Source organism: Saccharopolyspora sp. 6M, assembly GCF_020176775.1.
Classification (GTDB): Bacteria; Actinomycetota; Actinomycetes; order Mycobacteriales; family Pseudonocardiaceae; genus Saccharopolyspora_C; species Saccharopolyspora_C gregorii.
This window is the reverse complement of record NZ_JAIUJZ010000073.1, coordinates 1-14,945: the sequence shown is the minus strand read 5'-3', so window position 1 is coordinate 14,945 and position 14,945 is coordinate 1. Positions and strand designations below refer to the sequence as shown.

General features: G+C 73.0%; 17 protein-coding genes. 5 read left to right on the top strand and 12 right to left on the bottom strand.

The window, feature by feature from the left end; translation table 11 throughout:
* Positions 1-104: 104 nt before the first annotated feature.
* The 5 genes from LCD31_RS11935 to LCD31_RS11915 all read right to left on the bottom strand — a co-directional run bounded on the left by LCD31_RS11935 (position 105) and on the right by LCD31_RS11915 (position 4,197).
* Positions 105-1,064 carry an asparaginase gene (locus LCD31_RS11935; protein WP_224958005.1) on the bottom strand — a complete coding sequence of 320 codons (960 nt, stop codon included), beginning with the start codon at positions 1,062-1,064 and terminating at the stop codon, positions 105-107.
* Positions 1,061-1,621: an aerial mycelium formation protein gene (locus tag LCD31_RS11930; RefSeq protein ID WP_224958004.1), complete on the bottom strand. Its 561-nt coding sequence runs from the start codon at positions 1,619-1,621 to the stop codon at positions 1,061-1,063. Before LCD31_RS11930 ends, LCD31_RS11935 begins: the two co-directional genes overlap by 4 nt.
* Positions 1,622-1,730: 109 nt before the next feature.
* Positions 1,731-2,456 (bottom strand): 3-keto-5-aminohexanoate cleavage protein, encoded by a 726-nt coding sequence (locus LCD31_RS11925; RefSeq protein WP_224958003.1) that lies wholly within the window; start codon positions 2,454-2,456, stop codon positions 1,731-1,733.
* 119 nt (positions 2,457-2,575) lie between these two features.
* Positions 2,576-3,739, bottom strand: a complete 1,164-nt coding sequence (locus LCD31_RS11920) for a folate-binding protein YgfZ (RefSeq protein ID WP_224958002.1) — start codon at positions 3,737-3,739, stop codon at positions 2,576-2,578.
* The gene (locus tag LCD31_RS11915; RefSeq protein ID WP_224958001.1) at positions 3,736-4,197 is read right to left on the bottom strand and encodes a Fur family transcriptional regulator; all 462 of its coding nucleotides are present in this window, start codon (positions 4,195-4,197) and stop codon (positions 3,736-3,738) included. The genes LCD31_RS11920 and LCD31_RS11915 overlap by 4 nt, the downstream gene beginning before the upstream one ends.
* A gap of 184 nt (positions 4,198-4,381) precedes the next feature.
* On the opposite strand from LCD31_RS11915, the gene LCD31_RS11910 reads away from it, so the two are divergent.
* Positions 4,382-5,230, top strand: coding sequence for an aminodeoxychorismate lyase (locus LCD31_RS11910; protein WP_224958000.1), 849 nt, complete (start codon positions 4,382-4,384; stop codon positions 5,228-5,230).
* A 56-nt stretch (positions 5,231-5,286) separates the two neighbouring features.
* Here the strand turns inward: LCD31_RS11910 and LCD31_RS11905 are convergent, their stop codons facing one another.
* Entirely contained in the window at positions 5,287-5,928 is a 642-nt protein-coding gene (locus LCD31_RS11905; RefSeq protein WP_224957999.1) for an FABP family protein, read from the bottom strand.
* Positions 5,929-6,176: 248 nt separating this feature from the next.
* On the opposite strand from LCD31_RS11905, the gene LCD31_RS11900 reads away from it, so the two are divergent.
* Positions 6,177-6,923 (top strand): methyltransferase domain-containing protein, encoded by a 747-nt coding sequence (locus LCD31_RS11900; RefSeq protein WP_224957998.1) that lies wholly within the window; start codon positions 6,177-6,179, stop codon positions 6,921-6,923.
* 63 nt (positions 6,924-6,986) lie between these two features.
* Here LCD31_RS11900 and LCD31_RS11895 read toward each other — a convergent pair whose 3' ends face one another.
* The 6 genes from LCD31_RS11895 to LCD31_RS11870 all read right to left on the bottom strand — a co-directional run bounded on the left by LCD31_RS11895 (position 6,987) and on the right by LCD31_RS11870 (position 11,246).
* On the bottom strand, positions 6,987-7,292 hold the full coding sequence (locus LCD31_RS11895; RefSeq protein WP_224957997.1) for a DUF1416 domain-containing protein: 306 nt from the start codon (positions 7,290-7,292) through the stop codon (positions 6,987-6,989).
* A 1-nt stretch (position 7,293) separates the two neighbouring features.
* On the bottom strand, positions 7,294-8,139 hold the full coding sequence (locus tag LCD31_RS11890) for a sulfurtransferase (protein ID WP_224957996.1): 846 nt from the start codon (positions 8,137-8,139) through the stop codon (positions 7,294-7,296).
* 49 nt (positions 8,140-8,188) lie between these two features.
* Positions 8,189-8,632: a DUF4395 domain-containing protein gene (locus LCD31_RS11885; RefSeq protein ID WP_374108071.1), complete on the bottom strand. Its 444-nt coding sequence runs from the start codon at positions 8,630-8,632 to the stop codon at positions 8,189-8,191.
* A gap of 401 nt (positions 8,633-9,033) precedes the next feature.
* On the bottom strand, positions 9,034-9,552 hold the full coding sequence (locus LCD31_RS11880; RefSeq protein ID WP_224957994.1) for a thioredoxin family protein: 519 nt from the start codon (positions 9,550-9,552) through the stop codon (positions 9,034-9,036).
* Positions 9,549-10,358 (bottom strand): LmeA family phospholipid-binding protein, encoded by an 810-nt coding sequence (locus LCD31_RS11875; protein WP_224957992.1) that lies wholly within the window; start codon positions 10,356-10,358, stop codon positions 9,549-9,551. Before LCD31_RS11875 ends, LCD31_RS11880 begins: the two co-directional genes overlap by 4 nt.
* A gap of 123 nt (positions 10,359-10,481) precedes the next feature.
* The gene (locus LCD31_RS11870) at positions 10,482-11,246 is read right to left on the bottom strand and encodes an alpha/beta hydrolase (protein ID WP_224957991.1); all 765 of its coding nucleotides are present in this window, start codon (positions 11,244-11,246) and stop codon (positions 10,482-10,484) included.
* A 194-nt stretch (positions 11,247-11,440) separates the two neighbouring features.
* Here LCD31_RS11870 and LCD31_RS11865 point away from each other — a divergent pair, with 194 nt between their 5' ends.
* From LCD31_RS11865 to pstS, 3 genes are all read left to right on the top strand, one after another.
* Positions 11,441-12,181 (top strand): response regulator transcription factor, encoded by a 741-nt coding sequence (locus LCD31_RS11865; protein ID WP_224957990.1) that lies wholly within the window; start codon positions 11,441-11,443, stop codon positions 12,179-12,181.
* Positions 12,182-12,476: 295 nt separating this feature from the next.
* Positions 12,477-13,430 carry a mycothiol synthase gene (gene mshD / locus LCD31_RS11860; RefSeq protein ID WP_308011321.1) on the top strand — a complete coding sequence of 318 codons (954 nt, stop codon included), beginning with the start codon at positions 12,477-12,479 and terminating at the stop codon, positions 13,428-13,430.
* Between the two features lie 212 nt (positions 13,431-13,642).
* Positions 13,643-14,758: a phosphate ABC transporter substrate-binding protein PstS gene (pstS, locus tag LCD31_RS11855; protein WP_224957989.1), complete on the top strand. Its 1,116-nt coding sequence runs from the start codon at positions 13,643-13,645 to the stop codon at positions 14,756-14,758.
* The last annotated feature ends 187 nt before the right edge of the window (positions 14,759-14,945 follow it).

Sequence of the window (14,945 nt, the reverse complement as noted above, 5' to 3'; positions counted from 1 at the left end):
AAGAAGTGGGAAAATGAGTCCAGAATATGAGTCTACGGTGCGGATCGCGCGCACGACGAGCACGCCCGGCACCTCCGAGGTACCGGGCGGACCCGCACTCCTGCTCAGTCCACGGCGCCCGCGATGACCCGCAGCACGCCGACCTGCTCGCCGCCGCCCAGCACCGGCTGCTCGGCGATGCGGTCCAGCTCGTCCCCGGCCACCCGCACGCCGAAGGCGCGCAGCACCGCCACCGCCACCGGGCCGCGGGCCCGCGAGGCGCCATCGCTGATCTTCACCGCGGCCGCGCGCCCGTCCGGCAGCGCCAACGCGAGCACGCCCTCCGCGCCGATCTTCGACAGCAGCCCCGGCACCGCGGTCATCAGCGCCGTGTCGTCCCGGTCCGTGCCCGCCACCAGCCACGGGTGCGCGCGCATCGCGTCCGCCACCCGGCCGGCGTCACCACCCGCGGTCACCACGCCGCGGAACACCCTGGCCAGCCCGAGCAACGAGATCGCGAACAGCGGCGCTCCGCAACCGTCCACGGTGGTCAGGTCGATCGGATCGCCGGACAACTCGGAGATCACCTCCCGCACGCCCCGCTGCAGCGGATGCGCCGGATCCAGGTAGCTCTCCACCGGCCAACCCCGCTGCACGCAGGTCGCCAGCATCGCCGCGTGCTTGCCGGAGCAGTTCATCGCGAGCCTGCTCGGGCCGATGCCGTCGGCCAGCCGGTGCTCGCGGGTCGGTCCGTGGCCCGGCAGGTCCGGCGGGCAGCGCAGCGCGTCCTCGTCCAGGCCGTGCCGGCGCAGCAGCGCCAGCGCCCGCTCCACGTGCCCGGGCTCCCCGTCGTGCGAGGAGGCGCCCAGCGCCAAATCCGCGTCGTCCGGCAGGTCCAGCCCGGCGCGCAGCATCGCCAGCGCCTGCGCGGGCTTCACCGTGGAGCGCGGGAACATCGGCGACCGCACGTCACCGGCGGAGCGCAGCACCGAGCCGTCGGCGTCCAGCAGGACCACCGATCCGAAGTGGACCCCCTCGCGCAGCCCGCCGCGCACCAGCTCGACGAGCGGGGCGGGAGCGGTCACGGGCGGTCCCGCTCCGCGGCCAGCAGGTCGTCCACCGAGGCGGCGCCCTCGCGGTAGCGGCGGGCGATCTCGCCGTTGAACCGGTCCACCACGGCCTGCACCTCGCGGCGCCGCTGCGAGACCGAGTCCTCCTCGCCGGTGTAGGCCGCCAGCGCGGTGTCCAGCTTGGCGTCGGTCAACGAGGTCACGTTCGACAGGTCCACGTCCGACACCAGCGCTTCCACGTGCCTGCGGTGCGCTTCGGCCCGCGACGGCTCGGTGGTCTGGTAGCGGCCGGAACCGGTGGCCGGGCCGACCGCGTTGTCGGAGAGGATGTTCACCAGCTGCTCCACGACCGAAGCGGAGCCGTCCTCGGTGCGCCTGCGCTGCTCGGCCCGCACGATGTCGATCCGCGCGTGCAGCATCCGCCGCAGGTACGACAGATCGGTCTCCTCCTGAGCGGCCTCGTCGCGCAGTTCGCGGACCTCGCCCAGTTCGCGCTGTTCGATCCCGTCGGCGTAGGCCGGGTCCAGGACCCGGTCGATCCGGCGGCGCCCACCGGGGCGGACTTCGATCACGTGCCCATCCTCCGTCGATCGTGCCCACCGGCACCCGATGCCCTGGCGGCATCGCGACGGCCGGTGCGGCTGGTGCGTCCAGTGTGCATGTCCTGCGAGTACTCCCGCATCACGTCTTGATCCCGAGCAGTTCGGCGGCGCGCTCCGGCGCCAGCGGCGGCCGCTGCGCGATCTTCGCGACGCCCGCGGCCCTGGCGACCAGTTGCGCGTCGTCCCGGGCCGGCGTCCCCGGCGCGTAGTCCGGGGTGTCGCCGCGTCCGATGCGGACGTGCGCACCACCGGCCAGCGCGGTCAGCAGCACGGGCAACCCGGCGGGTCCGACGCCCGCGGCGGTGCGGGCGGTTCCCGCGGGGACCTGATCCATTGCGGATGCGAACGCGGCGACCGCACCGGGCCCGTCACCGGTGAAGACCACCACGACGTGCGCGGGCTCCGGGACGTCCCGCAGCAGCGCCAGCTCCGCCGCGCCGCGGGCCAGGAGGTGCAGCGCCGCACCGCGCTCCGCCACGCCCGCCCGCAGCTCGCGGAGGAACTCGGCCGGCGCGTCCAGCGGCGCGCACAGCGCGTCCGCACCGCACGACAGCAGTTCGGCCGGCGTGGCATCGGGAGTCGCGGCGACGCGGGCCAGCAACCCGGCCCGGCGCACGGCCCGGACCGGCTCGGCCAGCGGAACTCCCGGCACCGGCGCCAGGTCCAGCACGGCGGCGCCGACGCGGGCGCAGTCCGCCGCGGTGCGCGCGAACCGGGCGACGACGTCGGAACCGGACTCGTCGCGGCCCGGGCGCGCCGGGGCGACGGCGAGGACCGCGCCCGTCGGATCCGGCGACCGTGTCATGGGGTGATCTTGGCACACCGGCGGCGCCGCGCAGTTGTTCCGATCCGTCAAATATCCCCTGTCAGGGTGACCGAATCCATCAGCATCACCCGGTGTGGTCGCCGGTCGGGGGCATCGGGTCAGCGGCCGCGAAGACCCTGCGCCGCGATCCGCCCCGGCGGCTCACCGGTGTCCGGCGGAACCGAGTCCGGATCGACCGCGGCGGCCACCGCCCGGCCCTCCGCGGCATCGCCCGCCACCAGCTCCACGTCCACCGGCGCGGTCCGCTTCAGCATCGCCAGCGCCACCGGGCCCAGCTCGTGGTGCAGCACCACCGAACCGACCCGGCCCACCTTGCGCTCGCCGTGCCACACCGGATCACCGGTCTCCGGGCGGATCTCCACCGAGCCGTCCAGGTGCAGCAGCACCATGCGCCGCGGCGGCTTGCCCACGTTGTGCACCTTCGCCACCGTCTCCTGGCCCCGGTAGCAGCCCTTCGCGACGTGCGCGGCCGTGTGGATCCAGCCCAGCTCGTGCGGGATCGCCCGCTCGTCGGTGTCCACGCCGACCCGCGGCCGCAGCGCCTCCACGCGCAGCGACTCGTAGGCCATCGTGCCCGCCGGGCGCACCCCCGCATCGGTCACCCGGGTCCACCAGTCCACCAGCGACTCGCGCGGCACCACCAGGTCCACCGTGTACAGCCCGCGGAACGGCACCGCCCGCGCGAACCCGCCACCGGGGAGCCCGGCCACCTCGTACGGCTTCGTCGGCACGTCGGTGACGCCCGCCTTGCCGAGCAGGTCCACCGCGTCCGGCCCCAGCACGCTCAGCAGCGCGAACTCGTCGGAGGCGTCGCGCGGTTCGACCTTCGACCAGAACCGCATGGCCTCCAGGTACTCCAGCAGCGGCTGCCTGCCGTCCACGCCCATCGACGGCAGCGCGCTGGACGCCTGCGCGTCCGCCTCGGTGTCCAGGTAGACGACGCCGTCGTGGTGCGCGAGCAGCAGGTGGCAGTCGACCCGCCCCTGGCTGTCCAGCACCAGCGCCTCGGTCCCCCGGCCCTCCGGCAGTTCGGTGAGGTGCTGCGAGAGCACCAGGTGCAGCCAGCTCAACCGCTCCTCGCCGGGCACCGCGATGATCCGGCGGTGCGAGCGGTCCACCACCACCGCCGAACGCGTCGCCGACCGCTGCTCGGCGAACGGGTCGCCGAAGTGCCACGCGACCCCCACGTCGAGCGAGGTGTCCAGCGAGGCCTCCTCGGGAGCCGCCACGGCTCCGGGCAGCTCCAGCAGGGGTGAGTTCATCGTGTCTCCTCGACCGCGCGCTCCGGATGGTCGGCGCCCTCGGGGCCGCGGCACGCGCGGCACGTCCCCGACAGCGCCAGGTGCGTGGCGTCCAGCTCGAACCCGCGCCGCCGCCGCAGCAGCTCCGCGAGGTCGTCGAGCAGGTCGCACGGCACCTCGTCGATCTCCCCGCACCGGTGGCACACCAGGTGCACGTGCTCGTGCTCGTCCGCCGAGTACGTGGGAGCGCCGTGCCCGAGGTGGGTGTGGCGCACCAACCCGATCTCCTCCAGCACGTCCAGGGCACGGTAGATCGTCGTGATGTTCACCGCGTGCGCGGTGTCCCGCACCTGGCGGCACACCTGCTCGGGGGTCGCGTGCCCCAGTTCGCGCACGGCGTCGAGCACCAGCTGGCGCTGCGGGGTGACCCGCAGGCCGTGCCGGTGCAGTGTGGTGCGCAGCGATCCCTTCTCACCCACTGCTGGCTCCTGTGCTCGAAGGCGGCGGCTCGCCTCCGATCGTATGCCCCGCACCCCCGGCGCCCGTCCGCGAACTCCCCTCGCGCGGACGGCGGGTGCCGCCGCTGATCGCGGGACCGGGCCCGCCCGCCGGGGCCCACCCCTGCGCGGCACCGGCCCGCGGCAGGGCGCCTAGGCTGCGGGTATGCGTGTACTGGCACTGCTGGACGGGACCTTGGCCGATCCGGAGGCGCCGCTGATGCGCGCCGACGACCTGTCGGTCACCCGCGGCGACGGAATCTTCGAAACGATCTTGGTGGTGGCGCGGGAACCGCGGGAGCTGGGCCCGCACCTGGACCGCCTGGAGCGCTCGGCCGCGCTGCTGGACCTGCCCGCCCCGCCGCGCGAGGTGTGGGAGCGCGCCACCCGAGCGGTGATCGACGCGTGGCCCTGGGACGCCGAGCGCGAGATGGCCCTCAAGCTCGTGTGCAGCCGCGGCGTCGACGGCGGCGACGGCACCCCCACCGGCTTCGCCACCGGGTCCTCGGTGGGCGCCGACACGCTGCGCAAGCGCCAGGACGGCGTCTCGGCGGTCACCCTCGACCGCGGGATCGCGCCCGACCTCAAGGAACGGGCGCCGTGGCTGCTGCTGTCGGCGAAGACGCTGTCGTACGCGACGAACATGGCCGCGCTGCGCGAAGCGGAACGCCGCGGCGCCGACGAGGTCATCTTCACCGCCACCGACGGCTCGGTGCTCGAAGGCCCCACGTCGGCGGTCGTCATCGCCCGCGGCCGGACGCTGCGCACCCCGCCGCCGAGCACCGGGATCCTGCCCGGCACCACGCAGGGCGCGCTGTTCCGCGCCGCCGAGAAGGCCGGTTGGGAGACGCGGGTCGAACCGTTCGACCAGGCGGAGCTGCGCACCGCGGACGGCGTGTGGATGACCTCCAGCGTCCGGCTCATCACCCCGGTGAACGCGCTCGACGGGGTCCCGCTGGCGGTCGATCCGGAGCTGACCCGGGAGCTCACCGGCCGCTACGAATCGCTGTACTGAAGCGCGACGTGGCCCCCGGGGCGGCACCGCGGGGCACGTGCGAGATCGGGGGGACGTCAGCCGACGATGCGCTCCAGCTTCGCCGACAGCCGCGGCTGCAGCTCGTGCTCCGAGGTCGCGCGCTCCTCCACGTAGGCCAGCGACCCGTCGACGACGCCGTAGAGCCGGCTCGCCGCCGTCGCGTCCTCGCCGGTGGGGGTGCGGATCACCGCGTCCGTGGACAGCTCCCAGGTCGTCTTGCCCCGCGGTTGCCCGAAGAACATCTCCGAGACGCCGGAGCTGTGCACCAGCAGCAGTTCGATCGTGTCGTCCGGCTGCGGCCGCCAGAAGCCGACCTCGCGGAACGCGGGCTCCACCACGGAACCGCCCTCGCCGTCGAGCCGCCACGCCCTGCTCTCGTAGTAGAGGAACGGGCGCCCGTCGTGGGCGAAGGTGACCTGCTGCAGGAACCGGTAGCTCTCGTCCAGCGACGGGTGCGACGCCTCGCCCTCGCCGCGCCACACCCCGACCAGCGGCAGCAGCATCAAGCACGCGCTGTTCAGGTCGGGACCCTCGCGCAGGTTCGCGGTGTCACCGACGCCGGGCAGGTCGTCGAAGGTCGGAACGTTGCGGGACCGGGTCTTCTCGGCGCGCTCCGCGGCGGCCTGCACGGCCGCGTCGCCGCTGCCGGGCTCCGGCTGGTTGGACGTCGTGCTCATCGTTCGGAGATTACCCGCGGCACCCGCGCGCGAACCGCCGCGGGTCAGTCGTTGTACAGCCGGTACAGCACGTACCCGGCGAACCACAGGACCATCACCGGCGATGCCGAGCAGCGTGACGAGGCCGTAGTGCAGGAAAGGTATGAGTTCCACGCGCAAAGGATAACCACCGCGCGCACCACGTGGGGTGTGGCGTCGGGCATGATTCGCAGGCAGCAGACCGCCAGAACTGGGGGAACCGGGCCGACATGACCGATTTCGACACGCTGCGCGAACGCGCGCTGGCCTTCCGCGAGGAGCTGCTCGCGCGCAAGGAGAAGATCGCTCCCGCCGAGTTCGACTGGTACCCGTACGACACGATGGCGAACATCTTCCACCTGGACCGGCTGCTCACCGGCCCGCAGCGGCAGGTGTTCGACCGGATCGCGGGCAGCCGGATCGCCGACATCGGTGCCGCCGACGGCGACTTCGGGTTCTTCCTGGAGCACGAGCTGGGCTGCTCGGTGGACGTGGTGGACAACCCGCCGACGAACTTCAACGGACTGCGCGGGGCGCGGCGGCTCGTCGAGGAGCTGTCCTCCGAGGTGCGGGTGCACGAGATCGACCTCGACTCGCAGTTCGCGCTGCCCGCGCAGCACTACGGGGCGGTGTTCTTCCTGGGGCTGCTCTACCACCTGAAGAACCCGTTCTACGTGCTGGAGGCGCTGGCCCAGCGGGCCGAGCTGTGCTTCCTGTCCACCCGGGTCGCGCGGCAGGCACCGGACGGCACGCCGCTGCGGGAGCAGCCGGTGGCGTACCTGCTGGACCCGGCGGAGGCGAACGACGACGCCACCAACTTCTGGATCTTCTCCGAGACCGGGCTGAAGCGGCTGTTCGCGCGCACCGGCTGGGAGATCGTCGAGTTCACCACCGTCGGCTGCGCGGACGGCTCCGAGCCGGCGCCCCCCGACCGGGACGAGCGCGCCTTCGCGCTGCTGCGCTCCACGAAGGTCTGACCCCCGCGAACGCCGGAGGGCCGGTACCCGCGCGGGGTACCGGCCCTCCGGGAGCGGTCGGGATCAGGCGACCGCGATGTCCACCGGGTGCACGCCGGGACCGGACGCGGACACGTCCGACTGGCCCTTGCCGTCGCGGTGCAGCGCGCGCACCGTCCACGACCCGGGAGCCGCGTAGAACCGGAAGTCGCCCTCCGCCGAGGACACGACCTCGGCGGTGAACTCCCCGGTCGCGTCCAGCAGTCGCACGAACGCCCCGCCGACCGGAGCCGCGCCGGAGCGCACCTTGCCGGTCACCACGACCTGATCGGTGTCCTCGGCGACGGCCGTCGCCCCCTGCTGCGGCGCACCGCATCCGTCCAGGCTCATGTCACGCCTCCTGTTGGCTCGGGTTCGCGACCGGCACGCCCACCAGCGAGCCGTACTCGGTCCAGGAACCGTCGTAGTTCTTCACGTTCGCGTGCCCCAGCAGCTCGCGGAGCACGAACCAGCTGTGCGAGGAGCGCTCGCCGATGCGGCAGTAGGCGATGGTGTCCTTCGAGTCGTCCAGCCCGGCCTCGGCGTAGATCTTCTTGAGGTCGTCGTCGGACTTGAAGGTGCCGTCCTCGTTGGCGGTCTTGCTCCACGGGACGTTCACCGCCTGCGGGATGTGCCCGGCGCGCTGCGCCGACTCCTGCGGCAGGTGCGCGGGGGCGACCAGCTTGCCCGCGAACTCGTCGGGGGAGCGCACGTCCACCAGGTTCTTGGTGCCGATCGCGTCGACGACCTCGTCGCGGAACGCGCGGATCGAGGTGTCGGGGTCCTGCGCCTGGTAGCTGGTGGCGCCGCGGTTCGGCTCGTCCTTGACCAGCTGGCGGCCGTCGAGCTCCCACTTCTTGCGCCCGCCGTCGAGCAGCTTCACGTCCGAGTGGCCGTAGAGCTTGAAGTACCAGTAGGCGTAGGCGGCGAACCAGTTGTTGTTGCCGCCGTAGAGGATCACGGTGTCGTCGTTCGAGATGCCCTTGGCGGAGAGCAGCTTCTCGAAGCCCTCCCGGCTGACGAAGTCGCGGCGCACGTGATCCTGCAGGTCGTTGCGCCAGTCCAGCTTGATGGCGCCCGGGATGTGGCCGCCGTCGTAGGCGGTCGTGTCCTCGTCCACCTCGGCGAACACGACCTTGTCGGTGTTCAGGTTCTGTTCGGCCCAATCGGTGGAGACCAGGACCTCTGCACGGCTCATCGAGCGACTCCTTCTCGTTCTCGTTCCTTGCACGTGTGTTGCGGGCCCATCAGCGGGCCTCCTGCTTCACCGGCCCGAACCGGCGCAGCACCAGGTACAGCTGGCAGCCCAGGCAGTAGCCGAACGCCGCGTTCAACAGCGCCGCGACCAAGGCCAGCGCGTTGGCGACCATGCCGAGCGTCGTCCACTCCAAGGCGTATCCGGCGGTGGCGACCACCGCGAACGCGAACCCGACCCCCTGCGAGAAGCGCACCGGCGCCGGCGACTCCCGCTCCGACTCCGGGATGGCGCGCAGCCGCGGCGCCACCGCCGAGCGGTACACCGCGCCCCACGGGTTCAGGCCCATGCCGACGAAGGCGCACAGCGCGAACAGGACCGTCTGCACCGCGAGCACCCGCCAGCTCCCGGTGACCAGGCCGATGGCCAGGATCACGCTGGTGATGGCGGCGGTGAAGCGGATTCCGCGCGGGTCGAGGGTGGCGGGCATGGGCATCCTCCGTTGGCTGGACCGACAGGGTGGACCGGAGCTCGGGAACCGGCTGATCGCCCGGCCCGGCCGGCGGTGCGGGATGCGGGCTGCTGCGCGGGGAAGGTTCCACCGCGAGCGCCGCGCGCATCGTTCACCGCCCGGTCAGCGCTCCGGACACAGGCTGCTGCCCACGCGGCAGAAGTCCACCGCGCGCCGTCGGGTCAGCAGTACGCGCACGGCTCGGAGGCTACCCGTCCCGACCGATCGGCGGGAAGAACGTTCACTGGGTGAGACGCACCGCTCGGTCCGCCGCATCGACGCGCGGCCGAGAACCCGCAGCTCAACGTCGGTGCGGGGCACGCGTCGGGCGGTGTGGCGGAGATCGCCGGACGCGGCGCCCACCGGGTTTCCCAGCATCCGGGCGATCATGGCAGGTGCGGGCGCAGCGCGGCGGTGAGCTCGTCGCGGCGGGGCACGCCGCCGACCCGGAACAGCTCCCGCCCGGCGGCGTCCAGCGCCAGCGTCGTCGGCGTGCGGTGCACCCGCAGCGGCGTCGACCACTCGGGGTGGTCGGTGAGGTCCACTTCGACGTGCCGCATCCCCTCGGTGCGCTGCGCCAGGTCGGCCAGCAGGATCCGGGTGTGCCTGCACGGCGCGCAGAACGTGGTGGACAGCTGCAGCAGCGTCACCCCGGCTCCGCCGAGGTCGCCGAGCCGGGTGCGCAGGCCTTCGGGCAGGTGGTCGGACACGTCGGGTGCAACGCCCGCGGGCTCGCCGGTCTTCCCGGAGCCGCGATCGTCCTCGGTGGCGGTCGCGCCGCGGTCCGCGCCCGCCGCCCCGAGCCGCCCGCTCGCCGGCCGCACCCGGCCTTCGCGGGAACGCCACCAGGCGCCGAACACGAGCGTCGCGGCGACCACGACCAGCAGCACGATCCAGCCGGTCATCCCGTGGTCACCCCGCCGGCGCCGATCGTCACGTCCTCCGCGGTGCCCTCCATGACCAGCGCGCCGCGCTCCACCCGCACCGCGGTGGGCCGCACCTCGAACGGCAGCACGCCCGGGTCGATGGTGGTGGTGAACTGCTGCAGGATCGACTTCTCGAAGACGTCGCCGAGCGGGATGTCCGACAGCGCCTGGTCGGCGATGTCCAGCTTCTTCGGTTCGATGGTGAGCTGGCCGTTGAGCAGCGACAGCACCGCGATCACCTTCACCCGCACGTCGTTGCCCGCTATGTCCAGCGACCCGTCCAGCGCCACCTTCGCGCGGCTCCGATCGCTCGTCCCCGTCCCGGCGGTGCCGCTGGAACCCTCGTTGGCGTCGTCCGCCGGTTCGTCGAGGGCGTCCTTCGGCGCCGGGTTGATCGTCAGGTCGGTGATGCCGATGAAGCGCCCCACGTCGGAGGCCTTCAGCTTCACCCGGCCGACCAGCTCGTCCACCTGGATCTCGTTCGCGGTGCCCCCGACGACGTCGCTCAGCGGGACGCGCGCGTGGTGCAGGTTCGCCTCGACGCCGAGCTCGCTGAGCCGGCCGACGCGGACGGCCTTCGCCGCGAGCTCCACGTCCCGGTAGTCCCCGGCGACGGCCTGGGTGAGGAACGGGAAGCCGTGCACCCGCACCGACGGGTCCTCGTCGAGCTCCAGCTGCTCGCGGACCTGCTGCGACACCTGGTACTCGGCGACCGACGCCGCGCCGTAGTCGGCGACGACCAGCAGGCCGAGGACGAGGAGCAGCGTGACGACGAGCTTCTTCACCGCGGGCGGTCCGTTTCTCTCGTGAGCGGATGGCGTGGTCGGGGTGATCCGGTGCGGTTCACCTTCGCACCTGAGCACCGGACGCCGACAGGTGTCCTGGACAACATCCCCCGGAACGCCCGCTCAACCGCGCTCGGCGCACCGCTCGACGGCGGTGCGGGCCCAGCGCGCCATCCGGTCCACCAGCTCCGGGGTGGTCGCGCTCTCCGCGTGCCGCATGCCCCGCTCCAGCCACAGCTCGCCACCGGCCGCCGCGTGCAGGGCCTCCGCGTCGGACACCGGGAAGTAGTGGTCGTCGGTGCCGTGCACCAGCAGCGCCGGGGTCGGCGCGAGCAGCGGTGCCAGTTCGATCGGCGAGGCCGGGACCTCGGCCCACTCCTCGCCGAGGCGCACGCCCAGCAGCCGTGCCGCCCACCGGCCGTGCGGCTGCTCCAGCAGCCAGTGCACCCGCCGCATCGCCGGGGTGTCCCGCACCCACCAGCGCGCGGGCCCGCTCACCGAGATCATCGCGTCCGGCCGCTCCACCGGGTCGGCCAGCGCGGCCTGGCGCAGCGCGACCGCGCCGCCGAGCGAGAACCCGACGCTCACCACCCGCCGGTGCCCGAGCTCGCGGAGCCGTTCCAGCGCCGCCGAGATGTCCGCGACCTCGGCGGGGCCGACCGAGCTCGCTCCGCCGGAGCGCCCGTGCCCGCGGAAGTCCACGGCGAGCACCGCCCCGTGCTCGGCGAGCCGCCGCAGCACCGCCCGCACCGCCGGTTTCCGGACGTGGTTGGTGAAGCCGTGCCCGACCGCGAACGCCACTCCGGCGCTGCCCGGGCCGCTCAGGTACTGCCCGCGCAGCCGCACCCCGTCCGAGGTCGAGAGCGTGATCGGCGTCGGCCGAAACATCGGCGCAACACGGGTTCGCGTTGCCTTCACAAATGTGATGCCGTCCGGTTCACCTGGGGTTTTCGTGCTCATGAGGGGTATTGTGCTCGGCATCCACAGGCAACGAAGCCGGGTCGTCCGGTCTGTCGCGCCGTCCGGTCGGCCTCCGCGAGCCGCCGCTTCGGTGATGGCCCTGGGACGGGAGGCACCCCCACATGAGTTCCGAACTGCTGCTGCTGACCAGCGATCTGAACGGTGAAGCCGCACTGCCCGCACTGGCACTGCTGCCGCACCGGGTGCGCGTCCTGCCCCCCGACCCCGGAGCGATCCTCTCCGCCGGGACGCACGACGTGGTGCTCGTCGACGCCCGCACCGACCTGGCCGGAGCCAGGGACCTGTGCCGCGTCCTCGCCGCCGGGGACGCCCCGGTGATCGCGATCGTCAACGAGGGCGGGCTCGTCACCATCAGCGCCGAGTGGGGTGTGGACGACATCCTGCTGCCGACCAGCGGCCCCGCCGAGGTGGACGCCCGGATGCGGCTGCTCACCACCCGCCGGGCCGGGGAGAGCGCCACCGCCGACGGTTCGCTGTCGGTCGGCGACCTCGTGATCGAGGAGGCCACCTACACGGCACGGCTGAAGGGGCGGGCGCTGGAGCTCACCTACAAGGAGTTCGAGCTGCTCAAGTACCTGGCGCAGCACGCGGGACGGGTGTTCACCCGCGCGCAGCTGCTGCAGGAGGTGTGGGGCTACGACTTCTTCGGCGGCACCCGCACGGTCGACGTGCACGTGCGGCGGCTGCGGGCGAAGCTCGGCGCCGAGTACGACTCGATGATCGGCACGGTGCGCAACGTGGGCTACAAGTTCGTCCGCCCCGCCCGCTCCGCCCAGCCGCAGCAGCCCGCCACCTCCGGCGCCGTCGAAGCGGCCGAAGCCATCATCGCCGCCCACTCCTGAGCCGACACCGCCGCACCGCCCCCGCCGCTCCGAGCTGCGGGGGCGGTGTCGGCCGGTCTAGGTCCGCCCTCCTCCCGGGCTCAGGGGCGGAGGGCTCGGCCGACGGGGGGCGACGGTCCGAGCCCGCGCACGAGGACAGCCGGTGGGGTGGTTCTGCGGCCTGGTGATCGTGCCACCGGGCGGCGGGATGTTCCGGCGGACGAGATCCGGGCGGGCGCGGGATTCGGCCCCGCCGGGGTGTCGTGCCGAGTTCGTCACGTGTGCCGGGCGGGGTTCGGTGGGTAACGTCGGGCCCGTGCAGCTGACGTGGCGGAACGGACTGGACCAGGCCGAGGTGGCCGAGGTGGTGGCGCTGCTCGACGCGGCCGCGGAGGCCGACGGGGTGGCGCCCGCGGGCGAGCACGTGCTCATGCGGTTGCGCGCGCACCGCGACGTGGCGCAGCAGATCGAGCCGGTGCAGGCGGACGTCCGCTCCGAGCACTTCGTGGTGCGGAACGCGGCGGACGAGCTGCTCGGCTACGCGCACCTGGACACCGCGGACGAGGCGGCCGGCCTGCTGGTCGCCGAGCTCGCCGTGCACCCGGCGCAGCGCCGCGGCGGCGTCGGCACCCGGCTGGTGCGGGCGCTGCTGGAGCGCGCCGACCTGCCGGTGGAGGGCGCGGGCGAGGACACCGGCCGGTTGCGGATCTGGTCGCACGGCGAGCACCCGGGTGCGCTGCGGCTGGCGGAGCGGTTCGGCTTCGCCCGCCCGCGCGAGCTGTGGCGGATGGGGCTGCGGCTCGCCGACGCCGAACTGCCGGAGGCCCCGGCGCCCGGCGGCGTGTCGATCCGCGCGTTCCGGCCCGGCTCCGACGAGGCCGCCGTCGTCGAGGTCAATCACCGAGCGTTCCGATGGCACCCGGAACAGGGCGCGATGAGCGAGGCGGATCTGCGCGAGAAGGAAGCGGAGGACTGGTTCGACGCGGCCGGCTTCTTCCTCGCAGTGGACCCGCAGGACCGCCTGCTGGGTTTCCACTGGACGAAGGTCCACCCGGACGGGCGCGGCGAGGTGTACGTCGTCGGCGTGGATCCGGACACGCAGGGTAGTGGCCTGGGGAAGGTGCTGACCGCGGCCGGGCTGCGCCACCTGCGTGCGGCCGGCTGCGCGGAGGTCCTGCTCTACGTCGAGGGCGACAACGCTCCCGCGATCAAGGTCTACCAGCGCCTGGGCTTCGAGCGCACCGATCTGGACGTGCAGTTCGGGCGGTGATCCGCCCCCTCCGTCTGGATCACTGATTGCGAACGCCTGGATCACGAGATGGTGGACGGTCACCCGTTGGAACGTGGCGCTGCTTACTTAGCGTGCCTTGTTCACTTCGCGTTCACCCGTTGCATGGCGCGAATCCACTCCCACTGCTTAGCGTTCGGAGACGAGCGGCAGCGCGCCGCGCCCACGGTGTTTCCCTGATCTGGAGGAACGAAGTGAAGATCAAGCGGCACAGTGCTGCGCTCGGATTCTTCGCGGCCGGCACGCTCGTGCTGTCCGCCTGCGGCACCGACCAGAACGTTCCCCAGGGCGGCGGCAACCCGGCGCTGGCCGGGCTGAACGTCGACTGCGGCACCAAGCCGGTCTCCGCCGAAGGTTCCTCCGCGCAGAAGAACGCCATGGACGTGTTCGCCCGCGACTACGGCATCGCCTGCGAAGGCCAGCAACTCAACTACACCAAGTCCGGCTCCGGCAAGGGCGTCGCCGCCTTCACCGCCGGGCAGATCGACTTCGGCGGCTCCGACTCGCCGCTGGACGAGGCCGACGGCGAGGTCGCCAAGGCCGCCGAGCGCTGCCAGGGCAACCCGGCGTGGAACATCCCGATGGTCTTCGGCCCCATCGCGGTGTCCTACAACGTCGAAGGCGTTGACGACCTGGTGCTCAACGCCGACGTGATCGCGAAGATCTACCAGGGCCAGATCAAGAACTGGAACGACCCGGCGGTCGCCGCGCTGAACCCCGGCAAGCAGCTGCCGGACCTCGCCGTCGTCCCGTTCTTCCGCTCCGACGAGTCCGGCACCTCGGACAACTTCCAGAAGTACCTCAGCACCGCGACCGGCGGCGCCTGGAAGGGCGAGGGCAAGCAGTTCCAGTCGGGGCCGGGCATCGGCCAGGGTCGCGAGGGGAGCGACCAGGTCGCCCAGTCCGTCAAGGCCACCCCGGGTGCCATCACCTACGTCGAGTGGTCCTTCCCGAAGAACCTCGGCCTCGGCATCGCCAAGATCGACGGCGGTGCCGGCCCGGTCGACCTGACCACCGAGAACGTCGGCAAGGCCATCGACGGGGCCAAGGTCGAGGGCGAGGGCCACGACCTGCGGGTCGACCTCGACTCGATCTACGGCAACAAGCAGCCGGGCGTCTACCCGATCGTGCTCAACACCTACGAGATCGTCTGCTCGAAGGGCTACGACCCGGAGACCGCCAAGGCAGTGAAGGCCGTGCTGACCGTCGCCGCCAACGCGGACGCCGCGCAGCTGGAGGAGGCCGGCTACGTCTCGCTGCCCGAGGCGTTCAAGCAGAAGGTGCTGGGCGCCGTCGACGCGATCGCGTGACGGACCTGACCCTCCACCAGTGAGAGGCTGCACGTAGCAGTGAACGACTCGACAAGAGCCGACCAGCGCCCGGGGGGGGGGCCGCCCCCCCCGGGGGCCCCCCCCGGGGGGGGGGCGGCAAAACGCCGCGCGGCGGGGGGGGGGGCGGCGCGCCGCCCCCCCCCCCGCCCCCCCCCCCGCCCGCGGG